This window comes from Leptolyngbya sp. GGD (assembly GCF_026735145.1).
GTDB lineage: Bacteria > Cyanobacteriota > Cyanobacteriia > Leptolyngbyales > Leptolyngbyaceae > Leptolyngbya > Leptolyngbya boryana.
In genome coordinates this window covers 76538-98977 of the sequence record NZ_JAPQKE010000004.1, presented here as the reverse complement: position 1 = coordinate 98977, position 22440 = coordinate 76538, and the positions used below count along the sequence as shown (strand labels likewise).

Below are 22440 nucleotides of genomic sequence, written 5' to 3'. Positions count from 1 at the left end.
AACAATTCAATATTTCCAACATGGATCATGAGATCTCCTCCGGTCAAAAATCAGGGATTGCGACAAAATACCAAGCTTGGATTGATCCGGCTTGGTCGATCGGGCTTTGGGCAGCCGCGCTCTTGTTATTCACAATCAATTTAGGCGGACTGCCCTTACGCGATTGGGATGAAGGAATTGTCGCGCAGATCGCCCGCGAAATTTCTAAAGCCCCATTTGATACGCTGGCTTGGCTCTTTCCGCTTGACCCCAATGGCGCACCCTATTGGAATAAACCACCGCTAGTGCATTGGATGGTGGCGCTGTTTTATCGAATTTGGGGCGTGAATGAATGGACATCTCGCCTTCCAGGAGCCTTGTTAACCGCAACTTCTGTACCCTTACTCTACGGAATCGGGCGCGAAATCTTTTTCCAACGCAGTCCCGCAATTTTTGCGGCTTTGGTGTATCTCACCTCACTGCCAGTCGTGCGGCAGGGACGCTTGGCAATGCTTGATGGAGCCATTCTCTGCTTTTTCTTGGCAATGATTTTGTGTGTTTTACGATCGCGCAGAGACTTGCGTTGGGGATTGGGCATTGGGCTTGCCTTTAGCTGCATTTGTTTAACGAAAGGAATTTTAGGAATTTTATTAGTGGCGATCGCGATCGCGTTTCTCGCGTGGGATACGCCTCGATTGCTGACATCAGCGTATTTGTGGAGTGGATTTGGATTAGGGTGCATCCCGGTTGTGCTGTGGAATGGTGCGCAGATCGTTCGCTATGGCAATGAATTTCTAGGCATCCATTTCTGGAACCAGTCTTTGAAACGAGTGTCAGACCCCGTAGAAGATAATCGCGGCACAGTCTTCTATTACGCTTTGGAAGTTCTGAAACATGGCGTTCCGTGGGTGTTATTTCTACCCGTTGGATTGCGGCACGCTTGGGAAAATCGCAATCTCAGTTGGGCAAAACTGGCACTGGTTTGGAGCGGCGTGTATTTCGTTGTGATTTCGGTGATGCAGACAAAGCTGCCTTGGTATGCGATGCCGCTCTATCCTGCATTTGCGCTGATGATTGGCGCACAGATTCAGGAATTCTGGCAACCCGCAATGTTTTCCGATCCGCGCCCGATTCCCAAAGCCCGGATTTGGATGGCAGTGTTTTTGGTTTTATCGATCGTGGCTTGGGCAGGCACAATTTATTACGGCATGAGAGCGCAGCCGGATGTGCAGCTTGTATTCTCGACTTTAGCGTTGACGCTGACCGTAGCCTCGATTTTAGTTGCACGGCAGGATATTCAATTTATTGTGGTGTTGATTTGGGGAACGTATCTGACGCTGCTCGCGCTGATGATGTCAAATCATTGGGTATGGGAATTACAAGAAACGTTTCCAGCAAAACCCGTAGGCGTGATGATTCAGAGAGCAACTCCGAAGGGGCAAACCATCTATACGTCATATTCTTATTTCCGTCCGTCTTTGAATTTTTATAGTCAGAGAACGATCGTCCCTGAAACTCCTGAAGGGTTACTCAAACGCTGGAAAGAAGATGCTCATCCGCATTTGTTACTGGACATGGAAGCCCTGAAGAAGTTGCCGCAGAAACAGATGCAGTGGTTGGGAACGACCGAGAATTGGGTACTGGTGAGCCGAAATCCTGCGGTCAAAACCACCGTAACGGCAAGGAAAAAACCGAAAAAAATGCTCCCTCGATCCGCACGCAGGTAGTGCATCTTTGCATAATTCGATCCGCTGAATCGTGAGAAGAACCAAGACCAAATGAATCGCAACCCGCAATTGATTTGGCAAGTTGATCTCAAGGAGATTCATGATGACTCGATTCTGTGTTCCCTCTCGTTCAATTAGCACGATCGCCAGCCTCGGATTGATTACACTCGCAGGAATTGCTAGTCCTGCACTGGCTGTGATTGATTGCGATAAAACCCCAGATGCCCCTTTATGCACTGGTGAACCGAGACCCAGACCCAAGCCCAAACCCGTTCCTGCCCCAGTTCCGCCTTCTCCCATCGTGCAACAAGTTTTAGCTCGATCCGGTCAAATCCAACAAACGATCGATACAGCTTGGAGCGAATTTGGCAAAGGCGTACTGGCGCAGCAAATCAAAGATGAGCTGGATGGAAAACGCGTTGGCAAAATCATCAAAACCATTCACCTGAAAAATGTCTCAGTCAATCTGCGAGATCTCGCGGTCAAAGAGGTGAAAGCTGGTCCAGGAGCGAATCAAATTAGTGTACGTCTCGTTGCTCCTCGGAATAATGTCAACGCTTCTGCGAATGTGTTTGCATTACCTGATCCGTCGTATCGTGTGTTTTTCGATTTAGAGCTAGACCTAACGCTGAGTTTGGATAACTCTAGTAGTCCAATTCGAGTTGATACGTTCAATGCTCGATCGACCAATCTCGATGTGCGCGGTTCCAATCTCGTCGGCACGGTGACTCAATCGATCGGAGACTTCTTCACTGGGGGTGGCTTTAGCCGCAATATTACTGCTCGCGCGACTCAAAGCATTACGAAAGAACAGTTGGCAGCCAATATTCGAGCGATCGCTGATCGCTTCAGTGTGTTCGCTGGATTGTAATTCTTTCGCTTAAAAAATGAGGTTCTTCTCCTGGTACCGGAGAGAACCTCATTTTCTCAGCTTCTCAAAACTGATCTACGACTCTGGCTCTTGTTTCTCATGCTCCGTGGCTTCATACGCCACTTCTTCTTCGATCACCTCATCGGCTGTAACTGCCGAATCAGAAACGCCAGCCACTTCTACAGGAGAAATCACCGTTGGTGTTTCAGCGATCGTGTCTTCCTCAAATCCGAAATCATCATCTTCATCCGTCACAACTTCAGTCGGAGTTGCAGGAATTGCTGATTCAACCGGAGTTGCAGGAGGAGTTGATTCAACCGGAGTTGCAGGAGTTGTCGATTCTTCGCGAAACTCTTTGCGAACGTAGACTTCTTTATTTTTCTCAGGCTTCTTAAATAAACCAGCGACCGCGCCGCCTACTGCCCCGATCGTTCCCATCACATCCGGCTTACCCACTTCAGGATTGGGATTCCCAAAATCCTCGCGGGTCAAAGGCTGATAGGGTTCGGCTGTGGTCGTCGTTTGCTCTCCTCGATTCAACAAGGATTGCGCGCGATCTTTCACCGTTGAGAACAGTTGTTTTCCTTGCTCGACTGCTTTCGCCGTCTTTTCCGAGTTGAGTGCTTCTGTAAATTTTGCTTGCAATTCAGCAGTCGAAGGCGTGTAGCCCAATCGAGAAGTCAGCGATTGATAGCCAAACCACCCAATCAGCGTCACACTTGCCATCTGTCCTAACAACACCCCCCCGGTAATACGATCGGCACAAATCCAAAGCACCAATGCGTAAAACAATCCCACTCCTGCCAGAGTTAGATCGCCTTTACGATAAATTTCTGGGTAAAAAAACGCGGACATGTAAAGCCCGAAGCTACCCAATGCAACGAATAACGCTAAAAGAAATGTCAGCATTTTGCTGCCCTCAACTCGGAAAAACTACATTAAATGTACTCTGAAGCGCCAGAGTACACAGGTAGGGTTAACAGAACTGCACTAAGCGAGAATTTGATCATCGAGTGAGAAATCAATCTCTTTGCGATCGCGTCCAGTCTTTAAGTAGTCGTTCTGGAAAGAGTCTTTCAGCCCTGAAATCAGATCAAACTCCGGTGTCCAATTGAGTTCGGTGATCGCCTTGTGCACATCTGCAAAGAAATGTTGCGTCCGCATCGGAAAGGCTTTTTTCTTGCCAAAGTCAAACGATTTTGGATCGTAATGCACGATTTTAAGACTGCCTGGATCTTTGCCAACCGCTGTTGCACAAGCTCGCGCCAATCCATCAAAAGTGACTTCTCGTGTACCTGACACGTTATAGATTTGTCCGATCGCGGTTTGATTCCCTAGCACCTTCGCCATTGCCGCCGCCAAATCTTTCACATGTCCAAATTGGGTGAAATGTTGTCCATGTCCAGGAATCGGAACGGGACGATCGCGCACAATGCGATCGAAGAACCACGCTTCCAAATCGTTATAATTTTGCGGCCCATAGATGTAAGTCGGACGAATCGACGTGAACGGAATTCCAGCATCCGCCAAATAAGATTCGGTGTCATGTTTGCCTTTATGCCGACTCTTCGGATCGACGGCATCGCCTTCGACATGGGGCATTTGATCGGATTTGAGATAGACTCCCGCCGAACTCATATAGACAAAATGTTGAATCCGCCCTTTAAACAGTTCGGCTAAAGGCTGAGTATCACTGAGTTCCCGCCCATTATTGTCAAACACGGCATCAAAATCGAGGCTTGCCAACTGTTTCAAATCATCTGCATTCGTGCGATCGCCCGTCACTTGCTTTACGCCTTCGACTGGAGCGGGCTTATTGCCTCGATTGAACAGAGTCACATCATGCCCTTGCTGCACCAAAAGCTGGGTGAGATAGACTCCGATAAACCGAGTCCCACCCATAATTAGAATTCGCATCGCGATCGCGCCTAATTTACAACAAGTTTTATCTTAGGGCGATTGGGGGAGTGGGGGAATGGGGAATTTCTGCATTCGCTGCTGTGCTGTTCGATTACGATCGCTGGAATAGCTTTGTCAGAAAAGCGAGGGGTTTTCCCCAAAGATTCGGATCATCACTGATAGACTTCGGAACAACATCCCTGCACAGGTCTTGGTATTGCTTGCCATTTGGATTGTATTTAAGATAACCATCGAGCCACTGACACCCTTGCTGTTGCAAGTCATCTAAGTCGAAATTCCAGAGAATAGCTGCTCCATCTTCACCCGCAGAAGCAAGCAGAAGATGACTCGGATTTGGACTGAAACTGATACTCTTGATCGGGCTGTTCTGCCCTTTCAAGGTACTCAGCATTTGTCCGTCTAGATTCCACAATCGGATCGTCTTGTCTTCACTCCCCGTCGCGATCGTCTTGCCATCAGGACTAAAGCTCACACTGTTCACAGAACCACTATGCCCTTTGAAAGTTCTAAGAAGTTGCCCGTCCAAATTCCATAATCTTGCTGTCTTGTCACCACTACTTGTCACAAGCAGTTTGCTATCAGGACTAAAGCTCACACTTTCTACAGACCAGTCATGACCTTTGAAGGTTTTGAGAACTTGCCCATCCAAATTCCACAACTTTACAGTCTTGTCATAGCTACCTGTGGCAAGCATTTTACCGTTGGAACTGAAGCTCACACTTTTTACAGACTCATCGTGTCCCTTAAAGGTTTTGAGAACTTGCCCATCTAAATTCCACAACTTTACGGTCTTATCGTCACTGCCTGTCGCGATCGTTTGACCATCTGGACTGAAGCTCACACTGGTCACAGTATAATCATGCCCCTTCAAGGTTTTAAGTTCTTGCCCTTCTCGATTCCAGAGTTTGACTGTATCGTCATAGCTAGCTGTCGCGATCGTTTTACCGTCCGGACTAAACCTGATAAACACGACACCGGAAATATGTCCTTTGAGGGTTCTGAGAACTTGCCCGTTTCTATTCCATAGCTTGACTGTGTTGTCCTGACTACTCGTTGCGATCGTCTGACCATCGGGACTAAAACTCACACTATGTAAGCGGTCATCATGCCCTTTGAGAGTTTTCAGCCCTTGACCTTCAATGCTCCATACTCTTGCTGTACCATCATTACTGCTTGTCGCGATCGTTTTGCTATCAGGACTAAAGCTGAGACTCAGCACATACTCTTTATGTCCATTGAATACACCCAGTTCTTGCCCCTCAATGCTCCACAATTGAGCAGCATTCTCACTCGCGCCAGCAATCATCTTGCCATCGGGGCTAAAGCTCACACTAGAGATTCCCCGACCCAGCCCATTGAGCGTTCTCAGGACTCGACCTTCAAGGCTCCACAGCTTAACCGTATTGTCACTACTGCCTGTGGCAAGAATTTTACCGTCAGGGCTAAAACTTATACTATGTACAGTACCACTATGACCTTTGAGTGTTTTAAGGAGTTGTCCATCTTTACTCCACAGTTTCACTGTTTTATCATTGCTGCCTGTCGCAATTGTTTGACCATCAGGACTAAAACTCACACTGAAGACAGGGTTGCTATGACCCTTGAGCGTTTTGAGTAATTGCCCATCTCTGCTCCAGAGCTTGATTGTATTGTCAAAACCGCCTGTTGCGATCGTCGTACCATCCGGGCTGAAACTCACACTGTTGACATAAGATTCGTGCCCTTCAAACGTTTTGAGTAATTGTCCATTCAAATTCCAGAGTTTAGCTGTGTTATCCCAACTTGCAGTCGCGATCGTTTGACCATCGGGACTAAAACTCACACTATGGACAAAGCCAGTATGTCCTTCAAGGGTCTTGAGTAATTGACCATCTTTGCTCCAGAGTTTGACTGTATTGTCTCCACTGCCAGTCGCGATCGTGTTGCCATCGGGACTAAAACTCACACTATTGACAGCAAGGCTATGTCCTTCCAGTCGAGTGCGTTCCTTCACCCCGTAAATTAACTGGTGCAGCGTTGTCGCAACCTGCATTGCTGTATTGTCGATCTGAAGGTTTGATTGTTTGATCTGTTGTCCTGCCTTCAGCCCTGCGAGTAAAGCCTCAATCTCCAGATGAGATGAGAACAGATTTAACGCGCTGAGGCTTTGAGCATTTAACTCTGCATTGACTTTTCGCTCGATCGCTTCTTGTCGCTGTTGAAAGGCAACCCCCGCAGATCCTAAGGCTAGTAACGCGAATGTTCCGACCCCAGTCAAAAATGCTTGTTGCCGTCTCGCTTCTTTGCGCCGTTGCTTGCGCTCTGCCTCACGGCTTGCATTCACATACTGTCCCTGTCGTTCGGTCGGTTGCGGGTGCTTTCCTGTCCCGCGCAGCAATGCAGTTTCTGCGGCTTCTAAATCTGCTCCTCGTAACAAATAGCTCTCGTTGCGCTGATGTTGCTCCCACTCGATCGCTCTAACTTCCAAGCGAGTATGCGATTTCACGTACTCTAAATCCGTCTCGATCGCAGTTGTTAACTGCTGAAACCCACGATCGAAGTCATCCAATTCTCGAAAAAACAGCCAGTTATGTCTTGCGAGTGCCGGATGAGTGTGCCCAAAGCCTTCGCGATACACAATCGGCACAAGTCGCTTGTTATGTTTGACCGCATGATTGATTTCACGAGTGCAGACTTCTGACGCGATCGAATCTGGACTCAAGATAAACACAAAGGTCGCAGTCCCTTCAATTCCACGCTCAATCTCCTGCCACCAATCTGCGGTAAGGGGAATATCCTGCCAATCCACCCAAGTTTCGCGTCCTTGGTCTTTCAGCGCATTGTGCAGTCGCTCCACAAAAAGCTTATCTTTCCGAGAATAGGAGATAAAAACGTCAGTCATGGCAGCAAAAGCGGGTCTCTGCGTGGGTAAAAAAGATACTAAATTCTACTCGCGTTTTACGGAGATGCTCGAAGCATTTTTAGGTCAGCGATCGAGTGTAGTAGGGAGTGGGGAGTGGGAAAACGACAGAGTACTACAAGCCGTCTTTTGAATCCAAGCTACGCCTGTTTTAGAGTTGGAACGACCTGTGAACGTGCAGTTTATGAAGATTGGTGTTTCTCTGTTTGGACTTTCGATCGCGTCTTGTTTGATGGCTCAACGTGTAGCGGCGCAGGAAACGCAGCCGATTACGATTCAGTTTCGCGGCATGGCGGGGCAGCAAGTTTTTCGATGCGATGCCGCTTACTCGCTTGGGACACCTGCGATTTCTGTTAACCCAACTGATTTTCGGTTCTATGTCTCGGAAGCCGCATTGATTGATGCTCAGGGTCGCACAGTGCCCGTTACCCTCACACAAGATCAGAAATGGCAGTATCAGAATGTGGCATTGATCGATTTTGAAAACAAATCTGGCATGTGTTCTAATGGCACGATCGACACCAACGATCGCATTGTTGGCACAGTTCCGAAGGGGACTTACAAAGGCGTGAAATTTACTTTAGGGGTGCCGTTTAAGCTCAATCACAATGATGCTGCGATCGCGCCTTCTCCGCTGAATCTGACTTCGCTCTGGTGGAATTGGCGAGCAGGCTACAAATTCGCTCGAATTGACTTCACGCCTGCGATGTCAGCACATTCCAAGCATGATGCTCCAGGTAAAACGCCTGCCCATCATCGCGATCGGGCTGGATTTATCATTCACTTGGGAAGTACTGGCTGTATGGGTGGAGCGCAAAAACCAGAAAGCTGCAAAAATCCCAATACTTCAACGATTACTTTGAATAATTTCAATCCAGAACAAGATGCAATTGCTGCCGACATCACGGCGCTCGTTGCCAATACAAATCTTGCAAAAAATCAGCCTGAAACACCACTCGGCTGCATGTCTGATCCAAAAGACGGCGATTGTGCTGGAGTGATGAGAAACTTCGGTTTACCTTGGAACGGACAACCTGCCCGTCAAACCTTCTTTCGTGTTGCTCCGAAACAATGAAGCGCTTTCTCCCGTTAATCGTTCTGGCAGTTCTCTCATTCTGCTTGTCTGTGGGATTGAGTTCGGCTCTTGCAATCGAGCGCTATCAATGGAATCTGCCGGATTGGACACCCACGCCTATCGTCCCGGCAGATAATCCCATGAGCAATGCCAAGGTTGAGCTAGGACGACATTTGTTTTATGAAAAACGCTTGTCGATTACAGGTGAGTTTTCTTGTGCAACTTGTCATGAACAATCGAGAGCATTCACCGAGAAGAAATCTGTCTCGATCGGAGCAACAGGGGATTCTCATCCTCGCAATGCGATGAGCTTAACCAATGTTGCCTACAATTCGGTACTCACTTGGGCAAATCCCAACTTGATCAATTTAGAAGATCAATTGCTCGTGCCCTTGTTTGGAGAGCATCCGATCGAGATGGGCATGGTCGGCAAAGAGCAAGAAATCCTGGCAATGTTGCAGAACGATCCGAAGTATTCCAAATTGTTCAAAGCTGCTTTTGATGGAGAGGTCAGCATTAAAAATTTGGCAAAAGCGATCGCAGCTTTCGAGCGCACGTTAGTATCATTCAATTCGCCTTACGATCAGTATCGATATGGAGGCAACGATCGCGCCATTTCAGATGCAGCAAAACGGGGTGCAGCCTTATTTGAAAGTGAACGGCTCGAATGTTTTCACTGTCACGGGGGAATCAATTTCTCGGATTCTGTAAAACATTCGCGTTTAGCTTTTCATGAGATTGCGTTTCACAATACTGGGCTTTACAACCTAGATGGAAAAGGCGCTTATCCAAGCAATAACACTGGAATTCAGGAAATCACACTCAAACCCTCTGATATGGGTCGATTCAAGGCTCCGAGCCTCCGCAATATTGCTTTGACTGCGCCTTATATGCACGATGGCTCGATCGCATCTCTCGAAAAAGTGATTGAACATTACGAAGCAGGCGGACGAACGATTCACGCAGGCGCATTTGCCGGGATCGGCAGCGAGAATCCTTTCAAAAGTTCATTTGTCAAAGGGTTTCAATTGAGCGATCGAGAAAAGCAAGATCTCCTCGCTTTTCTGCAAAGCTTGACTGATGAATCGTTCATCCAAAATCCAGCGTTTAGCAATCCAAATTCCTGAGGATTGCAAATAAAAGACTTTATTCTGCTGCTCTCTCAACGATCCTGTTAAGAGAGCAGCAGAATATCTTTAACGCTTCGAGTCAATCGTTACTTCTAGAAACTAAACTGGGTGCGAACATTTCCTACAAACACGGTCGGATTACTCTCGAAATTGTTCGCGTTAAAAATCGCATAGAACGAAGGCACGATCGCAATATTTCGCGTCAACGGATAGTAGTAAGACACTTCTAAATCGTACTGCGTTCCCCCATCACCTCCACCTGACAGTAAAAATTCCCGACCATCAATGTAGTCATGTGGCATCACAAACGAAATCACGCCTAACGCCCCTTTCTTACCCAAATCCGGGAAACCCAATCCCGCTTGGAAAGATTGCACCTTCACATCACCACCCGCGCGCACAGGATTCACCGGATTGATGTTGGTACGTCCATAAGAATACCGCCCAAAAATTCCAAATCTCGGCGTAATCAACCAATCAAAGTTTGCAATAAACGCATCCGAAGTTGACTCTCGGACTCGCCCCCCAAATCCATCATCTGCAAAACCGTAAGGCAACGGTTCACCTGCTGAACCTCCTGCAAAGCCATTCGTCGGGTCAAGATTCGATCGTGTATACAAAAACCGGAAATTAAAGCTAGGACTCGGAGCATAAGCTAATTCAGCACTGAGCGTATTTGTGCCCTTGAATAGTCCTCTAGCCGGATTGCTCGAAGTATTGAACCCCGCAGCAGAGTTGAGAAACTCTGTATTCTCAGCTAAATAAGCTGCTGTGAGGCGTAGTTGTTTATTAATGTTCCAAGCAACAACCGCTCCCGAACCACGATCGACTGCATTGGACAACGTACTTCCATTCGAGTTAAAGCTACTTGTCCCTGTCAAGTAAAAGGTAAACCGATTTTGATCAAAGTGGCGATAGAAGTTGACTCTCGGACCAACAACAACTCGAACTGCATCATTGAGCGGAAACGAGTAAAACAACTCACGAATTGCTAGTCCTGAATTCGGAGGCAATCCGGTTTGATCCAAGAAAGGAGTTCCCCAAGAGTTAAAAAAGCCCGAAGATACTAACTGATTGGCTGGGGAGTTGCCGTTTCCAGAAACAAGCTGAGTGACTAACTGATCTCGCCCTGTAAACGAAGTGGTTAAGTTTAAGAACGTATAGTAGCTAAATGTCGGATTTACATTGCGGCGCTGAACCCGCGAAGGCACTCCACCCGCTCCTCGCACAGGCGGCGCAAAAGCACTATTTCCCCCGCCTGCGGGATTTCGTTCTGCGGTGATATCTCCACTGGGAAAAGCGCCCGTGAGATTAAACCAGACATTCCCGGTAAGCTTTGTCGTGGTTGAGAATTGTTGTTTTTCGAGCGTCGTTACTTTTGCTTCTAAAGCATCGACTCGACCTCGTAACGTTGCAAGTTCTGCAGCAAATTCTTCTTGCAGTTTCTGTAGTGTTGCTAAATCTTCTTTCTTGACTAAATCAGCAGTTGCAGCCGCAATCAGTTCATTCACTCGATCGAGACACGCATTTAACCCGGCGGCAAACTCGTATCGCGTCAACGCCCGATTGCCGCGATAGGTTCGGTCAGGATAGCCTGCAATGCATCCATATCGCTCAACCAAGGATTGCAGAGCTTGAAACGCCCAATCGGTCGGTCTCACGTCTGAAAGTTGCGAAACAGAAGTAACCTGACTCACGCTTGCAGGCACAAACTTCGATTCAGAAGTCTCAAGCTGGGAAAGAGGAGCAAAGCGCTGCATTCCATCCGCTGCTGGTTTTTGCTCGATCGCTGATTCTGCACTCACACTCGAAGCGAACCCAAGGCTCGCTATCCATGCAGCAGCCGGGGCTAACAGAAGCCGCTTATTCATAGATTTATTCACTCCACCACCACCCGGATCGTATCCGGTATACAGACTTATTACTGACCTAATAAATACAGCGAGCACAATTTAATCTTCTGTAGTGCTGTATACATACTTTTGCTGGAGAACAGCATTTCCTAACTTTCCGCCTCTGTCGTAAGTAAGGCTTCTAACTCTTGAATTTCTTGTACGACTCGCTCCTTACTCGCGATTAAGTGATACTGAATGGCTTGCATCGCGGCGAGAGCATCCCGCTGGCGAATCGCTTCTAAGACGCGGCGATGTTCCCCGCGAATTTCTAAAACATTCGGGTTATGCTCGATCGTTCTCAATCTCAGCAGCGCCATCTTATCGAACACCTGATCTAAAATCTGCACCAGCCACGTATTACTAGAACTCTCCGCAACTGAGCGATGAAATTGATAATCCAAATGCAAAAGCTGATACGGAGTGAGCGAATTTGCGGGAGTCAAACTTGCTTTTTCTGCTTGTTGCAAGGCGCTTTCAATGCATTGAATTTGCTCATCACTCGCAGTTCCACACGCCGCAGAAACCGATAATTGCTCTAGCGCAATCCGGCAATCATAGAGTTGGATTGCATCCTTGATCGATAACACTGCGACTCGCATCGCTCCCTGAGCATCAGTCGTCACCAAATGATCGCGTTGCAATAACCTCAGGGCTTCTCGAATCGGCGTTCGGCTCACTTGCAACTGGTCGGCAAGTTGGGTTTCAATCAAACGACAGCCAGCAGCCAGTTCCCCAGACAGAATCGCACTGCGCAACATTTGATAGGTCTGTTCATGAAGCAATTGAGCACGTTGGAGAGATTGACCAGACATCAGCACAATAGAGTCCTCGCTCTAAAAAACTTGATAAGCGATCGGGCAATATTTTCGACGCTAAACCACAAAAATTTACTTCGTAAACGTTGAAAGCGTGAATGGTCGAGTTTCTTCATCATTCATCTTTCAAACTGGCAGGAAAGGGAAGTATATAAAAATTTTTATATTAGTTTGGAAATCATCCAAGCGCTTAAGAAACTCTAAACCCAGTAACGAAAGATACAGAAAGCAGGATAGATGATCTCAATAATGCTCTAAGGGAAGTTTTGTATCCTGTATGCACTACAAGCCTTGTTATTTACGGGCTTCGTAAGAGCAGCGATGCTGTACTCAATCCGCAACGCCTTCACTCAGCGCGCTATCTTCCTAACCCTACAACCCATCTTATACATCTTTGCGGATTTTGCGGTTTCGCTGACATTTAACGCTGGAGAATGATTGTGAGTAAGATATCAAGACGTTTATCAAGCCTATCCTTAATTGCGGCATCGATCGTGGTTTTCGGAGGATGCGCCTCTCAGCCCACGGCTACGGCTCCAACAGGCAGCACTGCTAACTCGGCTAGCCCTGCCGCCAATCAGCAAGGACTCAAAGCCGTTCGCGTGCAACTTTCGTTTTTGAAACAGAGCTTAGATGCTCCCTTGATTGTTGCCATGAACAAAGGCTACTTCGCTCAAGAAGGCTTGAATGTCTCCTATGAACGAGGATTCGGCAACGCAGACACCATTAGCAAACTCGGGACTGGAAAATTTGATCTGTCTTTCAGCGACATGTACAACGCGCTGGAATTCAATGAGAAAAACCCGAATGATAAAGTGATTGCGGTGGCGGTGACGCAGAGTAGAGCACCTTTTGCAATTTTGACCCTCAAGGAGAAAGGGATTAATTCTCCCAAAGACCTCGTTGGCAAGAAGCTAGGCGCACCCACCGGCGATGGGCCTCGCAAACTCTTTCCCGTGCTCGCCAAGGAAGTCGGCTTTGATCCCAAATCTGTGGAGTGGACGACCATGGAACCCCGACTTCGGGAAAGCTTCTTACTTCAAGGTCAAGTCGATGCGATCAGTGGATTCTCAACCTCTGCATTGCCCAGTCTGCTCAAAGGCGGCAAGAAGCTAGAGGACATCAATATTTTCTACTACAACGACAATGGCATGGACTTTTATGGCAACGCTATTTTAGCCAAAGCCAGCTTTGTCGAGCAAAATCCTGACACCGTGAGAGCATTCGTCAAAGCTTACATGCGTGGCTTGCAGGATGTGCTGAAAGACCCAACGGCAGGACTGGATGCGGTCATGGCATCAGATGATTCAAAGCTGATGGATCGCGAAGCTGAGAAGGTGCGACTACAAGTCGCTTTAGAGCGGATGTTTATCAGTCCTGAAGTGGAGCAAATCGGGCTAGGCAGTGTTGATCCGGCGCGGCTAGAGAAAACCTTGAAGCAAACCGCCGAAGGGTTTGGCTTAAAAACGACGCCATCTGTCGCAGATATTTATACCGACAAGTTCTTGCCCCCGAAAGAGCAGCGGACTTTGCCCAGCGATCGTAAACCGTTGTCCTAACCTCGTTCACACCAGGGCTGAACAGTTCAGCCCTTTTTTCATTTACATCTTGAGGAATTATGCAGCCACAGGTTGATTCTCTATCGGTCAATTCTGGTTCGTCATCTGGAGAGCCATTATTGGAGTTTGATCGGGTTGGATTGGAGTATCCGTTTGAAGGAAAAATGCGACGGATTATTCAAGAAGTGAATCTCTCGATCCAACCGGGTGAGTTTGTGTCGTTTGTCGGTCCCAGTGGATGTGGGAAGACTTCAATTTTGCGAATGGTCTCAGGCTTGAGTCCGGCTCCGATCGGGGAAATTCGCTATCGCGGCACACCGATTAAAAAGCCCCTGCGCAATACTGGAATTGCCTTTCAGAATCCAGTCATGCTGCCGTGGCGCAATACGATCGACAATGTGATGCTGCCACTCGAAATCGTCGATTCGTACAAGAAAAACTATCGTCAGCGCAAAGAAGAGTATGTGCGCATGGCGCAAGATCTGCTGGCAACGGTGCGCTTACAAGATTTTCAGAAGCAATATCCTTGGCAGTTGTCCGGTGGGATGAGACAACGGGCTTCTTTGTGTCGATCGCTGATCCACAGCCCAGAAATTCTGCTCCTCGACGAGCCGTTCGGAGCATTAGATGCTTTTACCCGCGAGGAAATGTGGGGCATGTTGCAAAACCTGTGGATGAAGGTCAAATGCGTCGGTATTTTGATTACGCATGACTTACGAGAAGCGGTCTTTTTATCCGATACCGTCTATGTGATGGGCGCGCGTCCTAGCTCGATTATCTATGAAGTCAAGATTGATCTCCCCCGTCCAAGAACCTTGGAAATGGAGCTAAGCGACGAGTTTAATCACTACTTTGCCAGCATTCGCAAACACATTCAGCACAACTAGCACCGATGGAAAAATTTCTGAAATCAAAGTCAGCAGGCTTTGTGTTGCCATTCATTGCAACTGTTGTCCTCTTCATCGTCTGGGAATTGGTCGTGATCATTTTTAAGATCCCGCCCTTCAACTTGCCTGCACCCACCAATATCCTCAATGCTTTGATCAATTTTGCACCGCAGCTCACTGTCAATGCGATCCGCACGCTTTGGACAACGATGCTAGGGTTCATTATCGCCGTTGCAGTCGGAGTGGTACTTGGATTCATTATTGGGTATTCACGGGCGGCTTATCTGACGCTGTACCCGCTGCTTGTGGCATTTAACACGATTCCCAAAGCTGCATTAGTGCCGCTGCTCGCCATTTGGTTTGGCGCGAATGCAATTCCAGCGACGTTAACTGCATTTTTGCTGGCTTTCTTCCCGATCGCGGTGAATGTGGCGCTCGGATTAGACACCGTTGAGCCAGAAATGAAAGATGTACTGCGGGCGCTGGGAGCCAATCAGGTCGAAGCGTTCCAAAAAATTGGTTGGCCTCACACTCTCCCTTACATTTTTGCATCGTTGAAAATTGCTGCTTCGTTTGCATTTATTGGAACAGTGATTTCTGAATCCGTGGCTTCTAATGCAGGACTCGGATTTTTGATTGTTCAAGCCACCTCGGATTTCAATGTTCCCTTAGCCTTTGCAGCACTGCTGATTCTGGCACTGATGGGAATTTTGCTGTACGGCTTCTTCGTTCTGGTTGAGAAAAAAGTAATTTATTGGGCGCGGTAAACCATTTCCTGTATAATCAGTTCAGTTTGAAGGGGAGTAGCTGCTGACATTCGTTCAGCCCGCTTGAGTCAACATACTGGCGATGAGCCTGGTTCAAGCGACAAGAAGCTTTTTTACTTGGAAGCGAGACCTTCACTAAGTTCACGAATTGCAGTGAGCTTGGTGAGGTCTTTTGTCTTTCATCAAGCTTGCTCAGTTCATTATCACTGACCTGAGAGGAAGCCTGATGTTAGAGGCATTTACAGCTGGATTATTGTTTATCACGATCGGGGAATTGGGCGATAAGACGTTCTTTATCTCGATGTGTTTAGCAATGCGACATTCGCGGCGGTTTGTATTTCTGGGATCAATGTTGGCGCTCGCGACCATGACGATCCTGTCAGTTCTACTCGGACAAGCTGCAAATGTTTTGCCTCAAAATTGGGTGCATTACGGCACGATCGTGCTCTTCACAGTGTTTGGATTCAAAATGCTCTACGATGCCAGCAAAATGAAGCCCGAGTGCCAAGACAAATCGCTGCTGGATAACTCGGAATGTGCTTCTGAGGCGGAGAAAGAAGCCATAGAAGCGGTTTTCCAAGCAGAGGCAAATCTCAAGAAGAAAACCCGTCTTGCAATTATGTTGGAAGCCTTTACGCTGACCTTTATTGCCGAGTGGGGCGATCGCACTCAAATTACCACGATGGCACTAGGAGCCTCGAAGAATTTAATCGGAGTAACGCTCGGTGCAATTTTGGGACATGCGATCTGTTGTGCGATCGCCGTATTTGGCGGTCGATTGATCGCGTCTCGAATTTCAGAGCGAACAGTGACGATCGTGGGGGGCTTATTGTTCTTCGTGTTTGCGATCGTAACTTGGGTACAGCCTGCTTAACTTCTTCTTTACTAAAACCTGCACTGCTCAGTTTCGCAGTGCAGATTCCTCGCGATTGCGCCCGCACTAGAATGATCATTTTCTCGAATTCCGTTACTCTACCCCAAGTTTTCAAGTTCTCAATGATTTTCCTTCTCAAAGCTGAGTGACCTTCTCTCTCAAGGAAGGTCGCTTGAGCTAGAGACATCCTATATATTGCGCATAGATGGCAAGCATCTACACGACAGAACGAAACCGTTAAAACAAATTACTGAAGAATTCTATCTTTATTCAAACAGGAGATTATCACTATGGGTATTCTGGCTTGGGTTATTTTAGGACTATTAGCTGGAGCGATCGCCAAAGCAATTTATCCTGGCTATCAAGACAGCAACATTTTAGGAACAATGCTTTTGGGAATTGTTGGTGCTTTTATCGGTGGCACCTTGTACACCTTGTTGACTACAGGAACGTTATCCCTCAGTGCAGTAGGCTTCACCCTGCCTGGGCTATTGATTGCAGTAATGGGTGCTATCGTTGCCTTGTGGCTCTACTATGCTTTCGTCAGCCGCCGAAGAATCTACTAACGTCATTGAGCGAAGGTAAGGATTTGTCGTTTTCGCTGCAGCAGTCTTTCTACACCTAGTCCTAAGACTGCTGCGAAAACGAGTATTACTCAGGCCAATCCACGACCGCCGGTATTCGCAGGAATACTTTGTTCAAAACTGAAAAAATTACCCGGATCGTATTGTTGTTTCACCCGCTTTAATCGTTGCCAATTACTTCCGTAGTAGGCGGTTTGCCAGTTTTTAATCGAGCGATCGCAGTAATTCACATAGCATCCCCCAGTAACATACGGCTGCATGGCTGAGCGGAAATTTTGCACCCAATTGATATGGGCAGCTTGCTCCTGCGGTTTTGTCCAATATGCTTGATATTGAATGTTCCACTTCACTTGGCGATGGCAGAACGCTGTGGCATCAGGGGGAATTTTGGCGATCGCGCCGCCATAACTATCAAATTGCAGCACGACATTTCGACTGGGTGCTTGCTTGAGGAATTTAACAACCGTGGCAATGCCCTCTGCATTCAACGGACGGGCAACATAATCAGAAGCATTCTTAAATTTCGTCTGTGAACCATGCCAATGAGCTAAGCGTTTTGGATAATCTGGCTTTAATCCAGCAAAGGCATAGACTGCTTCAAGGTAAGGCAATGTCTCGATCTCGGTTTCTTTCGGTGCGATCGCGAATAAAGGCGCGAGCACAGTGCGTAATTCTGCTTCGGTTCCCACAAATTGACCCACGATATAGACCGAGTTTCCCGGTGTGAGTTTCAAAATGCTCGTATGACGATCGTCACTGTCTGGTGCAAAAGCTTGCCATTGTTGAATCACCCGTTCTATCTCAGTCGCATCCCATTTGAGTTGATAGACGGTGACTTTATCGATCGCATGAGTTTGAAATTTCAGCGCAGTCACAATGCCAAAATTTCCACCTCCGCCACCCCGCAACGCCCAAAACAGATCAGCATTCTGAGTCGCATCCGCAACAATGAGTTTTCCCTTAGCCGTCACCATTTCTACGGCTTGCAAGCTATCGCAAGTCAATCCTTTCCAGCGAGCGAGTAATCCATAGCCGCCTCCGAGCGTTAATCCGGTAATGCCTACCGTCGCACAAGATCCACCTGGAATTGTGACCCCCTCTGCCGTAAGAGTTTCATAGATCGCAACGAGTTCTGCGCCAGCTTGGATGGTAGCTTGTCCTGTGGTTCGATCAAATCGAATCTGCTCCATATCGTTGAGATCAATAATCAGCGCATCATCTGCAACCGAAAACGCCTCATAACTGTGTCGTCCACTCCGAACTCGTACCGGAACTCCACTCATTTGCGCCCAATTTACAGCGTTGACGACATCTTGCACAGACTGACAGAAGACAATCAACAGCGGCGAGGCAGCAAATCGCGCATTGAAGTTCAGCCGCGCATCTTCATACCCTGCTTCGCCTGCGTAAATGACTTTTCCAGTAAGTTCAGCCATTGCATTGTTCCAAATCGCTTGCCTTTCATAGACACAAACACACTGAGGAGCATTTCAGAAAATTCGCAGAGGATAATGACAGTTCAGCTGTCAAAATTCCCTAAGTACATCGGGCAAATACTACATTTCAAGTTGCGTTGCTTCAATCATCATGCCAAGCTAACGCATCAGCAATCTGTTGGGCAAGCGTGAGGGGACGAAATGGCTTAGTAAACACAGCAGCGATTTTTAAATCGTGGAGATTATGTTGCTCTGAAGCTTGCACTTTAGCAGTCATCAAAATGACAGGGATAAGCTGGGTCTCAGGATTTTGCTTAAGGTGATGTAACGTAGCACAGCCATCCATATCCGGCATCATCAGATCCAGCAGAATTGCATCCGGTTGATGTTGAGTCGCGATCGCAATTCCTTCTGCACCCGAACTTGCCGTTAAGACGTTCCAACCTGCTCCCATTTGCAGACCGAGTGTGGCGATCGCTCTCACATCTTCTTCATCATCCACAATCAAAATTTGCTTGTTCATTTCTAATCTTTGGAGGTCTGATATTCACAAAGTAGCAATGAATCGAGGAGAAGTCGGGGAGCTATTCTTAAATCGTTTCATCGCTAAGCGGCAATTCAACATGAAATGTACTGCCCTGATTGACGATGCTTTCAACCCAAATTCTGCCGCCATGTTGCTCGACGATGTTACGACAGATCGCAAGTCCTAGTCCAGTTCCTCCCTTTTGTCGGGCATCCGAGGCATCGACCTGCTGAAATCGCTCGAAGATGGTCTGGATCTGATGAGCAGGGATGCCTCGTCCTTGGTCACAAACACTAATACAGATGCTTGAAATCGTCGATCGTGCCTGCATCCAAACTTGATTGTTAGGTTGTGAGAATTTGATCGCATTGCTGAGCAGATTGGTTAAGGTCTGCACAATGCGATCGGGATCAACTGTGAGAAACAATGATAGCGGCTCTGTAATCAGTTGAATGTTTGAGCCATTCGCCATTGATTGCATTTCTTCGGTGGCTTGTGTCATTAAGTCGGCTAAATTGCACGATCGTAGATTCATCGTGATTTTGCCTGAGCGAATCCGTTCGAGATCGAGAATGTCATTGATTAATCGAATCAATCGTTCAGCATTCTTGATGCCAATATTGAGAACCTGTTGCCCTTGTTCGGTGAGGTTGCCTAACTGTCCGCTGCCGAGTAGATCCAGCGAACCCATCATTGAAGTTAGCGGAGTCCGAAGTTCGTGGCTGACCAAGGAAATGAATTCGTTTTCAAGGCGTTTGCGTTCGGTAATGTCATTCGCAATCAGCAGCGCATAGGATGTGCCATTGAGGTCAATGTGATCAACCGAAAGTAAAATATTTTTTCTAGTTTGAGAACGAGTGAGCAATTCAAACTCTAGATTGTGAAAAGCAGTCCGGGTTTGAAGCCGACGCATGAACGCATCAATATCACGACCTAGATGTAATTGCGCGATCGTACAACCAATCACTTCATCCAGCGAGTAGCCGCTAATGCTCAAGAAACTAGAGTTGACTTCGATGAATTGACCTTCAGGAATGGTCACGATCGCGATTGGGTTTGGACTTTGCCGAAAAATGGTTGCAAACTTTTCTTCTGCGTGTTGACGATCTCGGATCTCTTGCTGGAGTTGTTCATTTTTCGATTGCAGTTGATTTTGTAATCGCCGCAGTGTTAGATGGGTTTCAATTCGAGCCAGCACTTCTTCGATTTGAAATGGTTTTGTAATGTAGTCAACGCCGCCCGCTTGAAATGCTTTTACTTTGTCGTTGACCGCTTCTAAAGCACTGATAAAAATAATGGGGATGTCACGAGTGCGATCGTCGGCTTTAAGCTGTTCACAGACTTCGTATCCATTCATCTGCGGCATATTGACATCGAGCAAAATGAGATCCGGCGGCATCACCTGTGCGCCTCGAATGCCCGTGGAACCCTTTGTCACGCTCCGAACTTTGTAGCCGCGATCGATCAGCATTGTTGAGAGCAGATTGAGATTTTCCGGGGTGTCGTCAATGACTAAAATGTCAGCTTTCGGCAAATCGGACTCGGTCATTACAAACCTTAAGTAGAACGCTCATCAGATTTTATGACGTGACCGTAAGTCTCCAAAGAACCTTCATCAAAACAAAATTTCTTTTCTCGATGTTGTTCCAAATTTTTTCCACCTGCAAATTTCGGATTGATTTGTTGCTCTCTCTCTCCCGCACAGGGTTTAAAACCCCGTGCTAACTGTGCGAAGTCCCTGAAGGGACTGCATCGCTGTATTCTGGCAGTCTCTTTAGAGACTTCGCACGGTTAGACCGTGATTTTCAATCACGGGCGGGAGAGCGCGATCAACGTTCAACCGAAATTTACAGGTAGATTTTTTTCAGCATCTCCCCGACTTTTCCTCGATCGTTCCTTACTTTAAGGGTCATCAGCAAGTTAAAGCTGATGTATCCAATTCAGAACTTTCTCAGAGGTTATTATGTTGCATCATATTTCGGTTGCCGTGAATCAGCCATTACACGTTGGAAATGTACTAGCAGAAGTTTTACAAGGTCGTTGTTTTCCTTTTCCGCCGCATCCGGGAAGCTATATGGTAGTCGTTGGAGACGAGTATGGAACTGGAATCGAACTTTATCCGGCGGATACTCAACTGACTCCAGGGCTAGAAGAAGTTGAATTCTCTACTGGAAATATGGCTCAATCGTTTACTTCGATTCATGCAGCGATTTCCGTTCCTACTTCTTTAGAGCAGATTGGAGAAATTGCAAACCGGGAAGGCTGGCTGGTTAGACTGTGCGATCGCGGCCCCTTCAAAGTGATCGAATTCTGGGTGGAAAACAAGTTAATGCTTGAATTTCTCACGCCTGAACTGGCGAAGGACTATTTACAGTTCGCACAGCCAGGTGTCTTTGAGGCATTTTTCAATCAAGCTGCCGCCCAACTCGTTGAAGCTTAACTATTACTGTTGAACATTACTTGGAGTGAAAGACATCATGTTGACAATGGAAAGAATCGAAGTTGCTCCTCAAGAAGCAATGCTCAATCTCATTAGTGGATTCTGGATTGCTCGATCGCTCTATCTTGCAGCCAAGTTAGGAGTTGCCGATTTATTTGACGACCAACCGAAAACGATCGCTCAACTTGCCGCCGGAACCAATACTGATCCGCGATCGCTGTATCGACTTCTGCGTGCTTTAGCCAGTATTGGTGTCTTTACTGAAGTATCTGATCAACAGTTTGCGCTGACTCCGCTGGCTGCAACCCTCAAAAGTGATCATCCAGCTTCAATGCGGTATGCAGTCATGGCGCAAATGGGATACGACCATTCTTTAGGCTGGAACAATGGATTACACAGCTTGAAAACAGGCGAGATTGCGTTTGATCAGGCTGCGGGAATGAACATTTGGCAGCACTTCGCTCAACATCCTGAAGATGGACACATCTTCTCACAATCGATGTCGAGTATGGGAATTGCGATCGCGCAAGCGGTGACTGCAAGCTATGACTTTTCTCAGTTCAATACGATCGTTGATGTCGGTGGAGCGCAAGGCAGCTTAATTTCTACGATTCTGCAAGCGAATCCTCATCTTAAAGGCATTCTGTTCGATTTACCCGAAGTGATTGGGAATATTGAGGACGATAGAAATCTTCAACGGATTGCTGGAAATTTCTTTGAGTCTGTTCCAACGGGGGGTGATGCTTATGTGATGCGATGGATTATTCATGATTGGAATGATGAAAAGTCCTCGATCATTCTGAACAATTGTCATCGAGCCATGCCAGATCACGGCAAATTGCTGCTAGTTGAAAGCATTCTTCCACCCGGTAATGAACCGTCTCCAGCCAAGTTGATTGACATGATTATGTTGTTGATGACGGGTGGACGGGAACGCACTGAAGCAGAATATCGATCGTTGCTGCGATCGAATGGCTTTGAACTGACACGAGTCATTCCCACACCTTCAATGCTCAGCATTATTGAAGCTGTCAAACTTTAACGTATCTCCTTCCC

The 22440-nt window shown here is 47.2% G+C and carries 19 protein-coding genes; 11 read left to right on the top strand and 8 right to left on the bottom strand.

Annotated features, from left to right (window positions below):
* The first annotated feature begins 20 nt into the window (after window positions 1–20).
* Window positions 21–1706 (top strand): ArnT family glycosyltransferase, encoded by a 1686-nt coding sequence (locus OU814_RS19590; protein WP_268241853.1) that lies wholly within the window; start codon window positions 21–23, stop codon window positions 1704–1706.
* Between the two features lie 103 nt (window positions 1707–1809).
* Window positions 1810–2577: a hypothetical protein gene (locus tag OU814_RS19585; protein WP_148668931.1), complete on the top strand. Its 768-nt coding sequence runs from the start codon at window positions 1810–1812 to the stop codon at window positions 2575–2577.
* 75 nt (window positions 2578–2652) lie between these two features.
* Here OU814_RS19585 and OU814_RS19580 read toward each other — a convergent pair whose 3' ends face one another.
* From OU814_RS19580 to OU814_RS19570, 3 genes are all read right to left on the bottom strand, one after another.
* Window positions 2653–3486 (bottom strand): Ycf66 family protein, encoded by an 834-nt coding sequence (locus OU814_RS19580; RefSeq protein WP_051077776.1) that lies wholly within the window; start codon window positions 3484–3486, stop codon window positions 2653–2655.
* Between the two features lie 81 nt (window positions 3487–3567).
* Entirely contained in the window at window positions 3568–4494 is a 927-nt protein-coding gene (locus OU814_RS19575) for an NAD-dependent epimerase/dehydratase family protein (RefSeq protein ID WP_026148475.1), read from the bottom strand.
* Window positions 4495–4588: 94 nt separating this feature from the next.
* The gene (locus OU814_RS19570) at window positions 4589–7378 is read right to left on the bottom strand and encodes an eIF2A-related protein (RefSeq protein ID WP_268241852.1); all 2790 of its coding nucleotides are present in this window, start codon (window positions 7376–7378) and stop codon (window positions 4589–4591) included.
* Window positions 7379–7565: 187 nt separating this feature from the next.
* Here OU814_RS19570 and OU814_RS19565 point away from each other — a divergent pair, with 187 nt between their 5' ends.
* The gene (locus OU814_RS19565) at window positions 7566–8471 is read left to right on the top strand and encodes an MbnP family copper-binding protein (RefSeq protein WP_268241851.1); all 906 of its coding nucleotides are present in this window, start codon (window positions 7566–7568) and stop codon (window positions 8469–8471) included.
* Window positions 8468–9598 (top strand): methanobactin export MATE transporter MbnM, encoded by a 1131-nt coding sequence (locus OU814_RS19560; protein ID WP_268241850.1) that lies wholly within the window; start codon window positions 8468–8470, stop codon window positions 9596–9598. The genes OU814_RS19565 and OU814_RS19560 overlap by 4 nt, the downstream gene beginning before the upstream one ends.
* A 95-nt stretch (window positions 9599–9693) precedes the next feature.
* On the opposite strand, the gene OU814_RS19555 is transcribed toward OU814_RS19560, so the two are convergent.
* The gene (locus OU814_RS19555) at window positions 9694–11472 is read right to left on the bottom strand and encodes an iron uptake porin (protein ID WP_268241849.1); all 1779 of its coding nucleotides are present in this window, start codon (window positions 11470–11472) and stop codon (window positions 9694–9696) included.
* 131 nt (window positions 11473–11603) lie between these two features.
* Window positions 11604–12308: a GntR family transcriptional regulator gene (locus OU814_RS19550; protein WP_017286895.1), complete on the bottom strand. Its 705-nt coding sequence runs from the start codon at window positions 12306–12308 to the stop codon at window positions 11604–11606.
* A gap of 443 nt (window positions 12309–12751) precedes the next feature.
* Between OU814_RS19550 and OU814_RS19545 the strand changes: the two genes are divergently transcribed.
* The 5 genes from OU814_RS19545 to OU814_RS19525 all read left to right on the top strand — a co-directional run bounded on the left by OU814_RS19545 (window position 12752) and on the right by OU814_RS19525 (window position 16964).
* Window positions 12752–13870, top strand: a complete 1119-nt coding sequence (locus tag OU814_RS19545) for an ABC transporter substrate-binding protein (RefSeq protein WP_268241848.1) — start codon at window positions 12752–12754, stop codon at window positions 13868–13870.
* 59 nt (window positions 13871–13929) lie between these two features.
* Window positions 13930–14757: an ABC transporter ATP-binding protein gene (locus OU814_RS19540; RefSeq protein WP_017286893.1), complete on the top strand. Its 828-nt coding sequence runs from the start codon at window positions 13930–13932 to the stop codon at window positions 14755–14757.
* A gap of 5 nt (window positions 14758–14762) precedes the next feature.
* On the top strand, window positions 14763–15524 hold the full coding sequence (locus OU814_RS19535) for an ABC transporter permease (RefSeq protein ID WP_268241847.1): 762 nt from the start codon (window positions 14763–14765) through the stop codon (window positions 15522–15524).
* Between the two features lie 226 nt (window positions 15525–15750).
* Window positions 15751–16398 carry a TMEM165/GDT1 family protein gene (locus tag OU814_RS19530; RefSeq protein WP_268241846.1) on the top strand — a complete coding sequence of 216 codons (648 nt, stop codon included), beginning with the start codon at window positions 15751–15753 and terminating at the stop codon, window positions 16396–16398.
* 290 nt (window positions 16399–16688) lie between these two features.
* Window positions 16689–16964: a GlsB/YeaQ/YmgE family stress response membrane protein gene (locus OU814_RS19525; protein WP_017286889.1), complete on the top strand. Its 276-nt coding sequence runs from the start codon at window positions 16689–16691 to the stop codon at window positions 16962–16964.
* An 89-nt stretch (window positions 16965–17053) separates the two neighbouring features.
* Here OU814_RS19525 and OU814_RS19520 read toward each other — a convergent pair whose 3' ends face one another.
* From OU814_RS19520 to OU814_RS19510, 3 genes are all read right to left on the bottom strand, one after another.
* A complete protein-coding gene (locus OU814_RS19520) occupies window positions 17054–18418 on the bottom strand; it encodes an FAD-binding oxidoreductase (protein WP_268241845.1) in 1365 nt (454 codons plus the stop codon).
* Between the two features lie 142 nt (window positions 18419–18560).
* Window positions 18561–18941, bottom strand: coding sequence for a response regulator (locus OU814_RS19515; protein WP_017286885.1), 381 nt, complete (start codon window positions 18939–18941; stop codon window positions 18561–18563).
* 67 nt (window positions 18942–19008) lie between these two features.
* Window positions 19009–20493, bottom strand: a complete 1485-nt coding sequence (locus OU814_RS19510) for an ATP-binding response regulator (protein ID WP_017286884.1) — start codon at window positions 20491–20493, stop codon at window positions 19009–19011.
* A gap of 414 nt (window positions 20494–20907) precedes the next feature.
* On the opposite strand from OU814_RS19510, the gene OU814_RS19505 reads away from it, so the two are divergent.
* Together OU814_RS19505 and OU814_RS19500 are read left to right on the top strand one after the other, a co-directional pair.
* Complete coding sequence (locus OU814_RS19505; protein ID WP_017286883.1) at window positions 20908–21384, top strand: hypothetical protein; 477 nt, start codon at window positions 20908–20910, stop codon at window positions 21382–21384.
* Between the two features lie 46 nt (window positions 21385–21430).
* Window positions 21431–22426: a methyltransferase gene (locus OU814_RS19500; RefSeq protein ID WP_268241844.1), complete on the top strand. Its 996-nt coding sequence runs from the start codon at window positions 21431–21433 to the stop codon at window positions 22424–22426.
* The last annotated feature ends 14 nt before the right edge of the window (window positions 22427–22440 follow it).

What these genes read in the sequence shown, in the direction of transcription:
- OU814_RS19570 (WP_268241852.1), bottom strand. Translation starts at nt 7,378, where the DNA reads ATGACTGACGTTTTTATCTCCTATTCTCGGAAAGATAAGCTTTTTGTG.
- OU814_RS19575 (WP_026148475.1), bottom strand. Translation starts at nt 4,494, where the DNA reads ATGCGAATTCTAATTATGGGTGGGACTCGGTTTATCGGAGTCTATCTC.
- OU814_RS19585 (WP_148668931.1), top strand. Translation starts at nt 1,810, where the DNA reads ATGACTCGATTCTGTGTTCCCTCTCGTTCAATTAGCACGATCGCCAGC.
- OU814_RS19555 (WP_268241849.1), bottom strand. Translation starts at nt 11,472, where the DNA reads ATGAATAAGCGGCTTCTGTTAGCCCCGGCTGCTGCATGGATAGCGAGC.
- OU814_RS19520 (WP_268241845.1), bottom strand. Translation starts at nt 18,418, where the DNA reads ATGGCTGAACTTACTGGAAAAGTCATTTACGCAGGCGAAGCAGGGTAT.
- OU814_RS19525 (WP_017286889.1), top strand. Translation starts at nt 16,689, where the DNA reads ATGGGTATTCTGGCTTGGGTTATTTTAGGACTATTAGCTGGAGCGATC.
- OU814_RS19590 (WP_268241853.1), top strand. Translation starts at nt 21, where the DNA reads ATGGATCATGAGATCTCCTCCGGTCAAAAATCAGGGATTGCGACAAAA.
- OU814_RS19580 (WP_051077776.1), bottom strand. Translation starts at nt 3,486, where the DNA reads ATGCTGACATTTCTTTTAGCGTTATTCGTTGCATTGGGTAGCTTCGGG.
- OU814_RS19560 (WP_268241850.1), top strand. Translation starts at nt 8,468, where the DNA reads ATGAAGCGCTTTCTCCCGTTAATCGTTCTGGCAGTTCTCTCATTCTGC.
- OU814_RS19535 (WP_268241847.1), top strand. Translation starts at nt 14,763, where the DNA reads ATGGAAAAATTTCTGAAATCAAAGTCAGCAGGCTTTGTGTTGCCATTC.
- OU814_RS19515 (WP_017286885.1), bottom strand. Translation starts at nt 18,941, where the DNA reads ATGAACAAGCAAATTTTGATTGTGGATGATGAAGAAGATGTGAGAGCG.
- OU814_RS19530 (WP_268241846.1), top strand. Translation starts at nt 15,751, where the DNA reads ATGTTAGAGGCATTTACAGCTGGATTATTGTTTATCACGATCGGGGAA.
- OU814_RS19550 (WP_017286895.1), bottom strand. Translation starts at nt 12,308, where the DNA reads ATGTCTGGTCAATCTCTCCAACGTGCTCAATTGCTTCATGAACAGACC.
- OU814_RS19540 (WP_017286893.1), top strand. Translation starts at nt 13,930, where the DNA reads ATGCAGCCACAGGTTGATTCTCTATCGGTCAATTCTGGTTCGTCATCT.
- OU814_RS19505 (WP_017286883.1), top strand. Translation starts at nt 20,908, where the DNA reads ATGTTGCATCATATTTCGGTTGCCGTGAATCAGCCATTACACGTTGGA.
- OU814_RS19500 (WP_268241844.1), top strand. Translation starts at nt 21,431, where the DNA reads ATGGAAAGAATCGAAGTTGCTCCTCAAGAAGCAATGCTCAATCTCATT.
- OU814_RS19510 (WP_017286884.1), bottom strand. Translation starts at nt 20,493, where the DNA reads ATGACCGAGTCCGATTTGCCGAAAGCTGACATTTTAGTCATTGACGAC.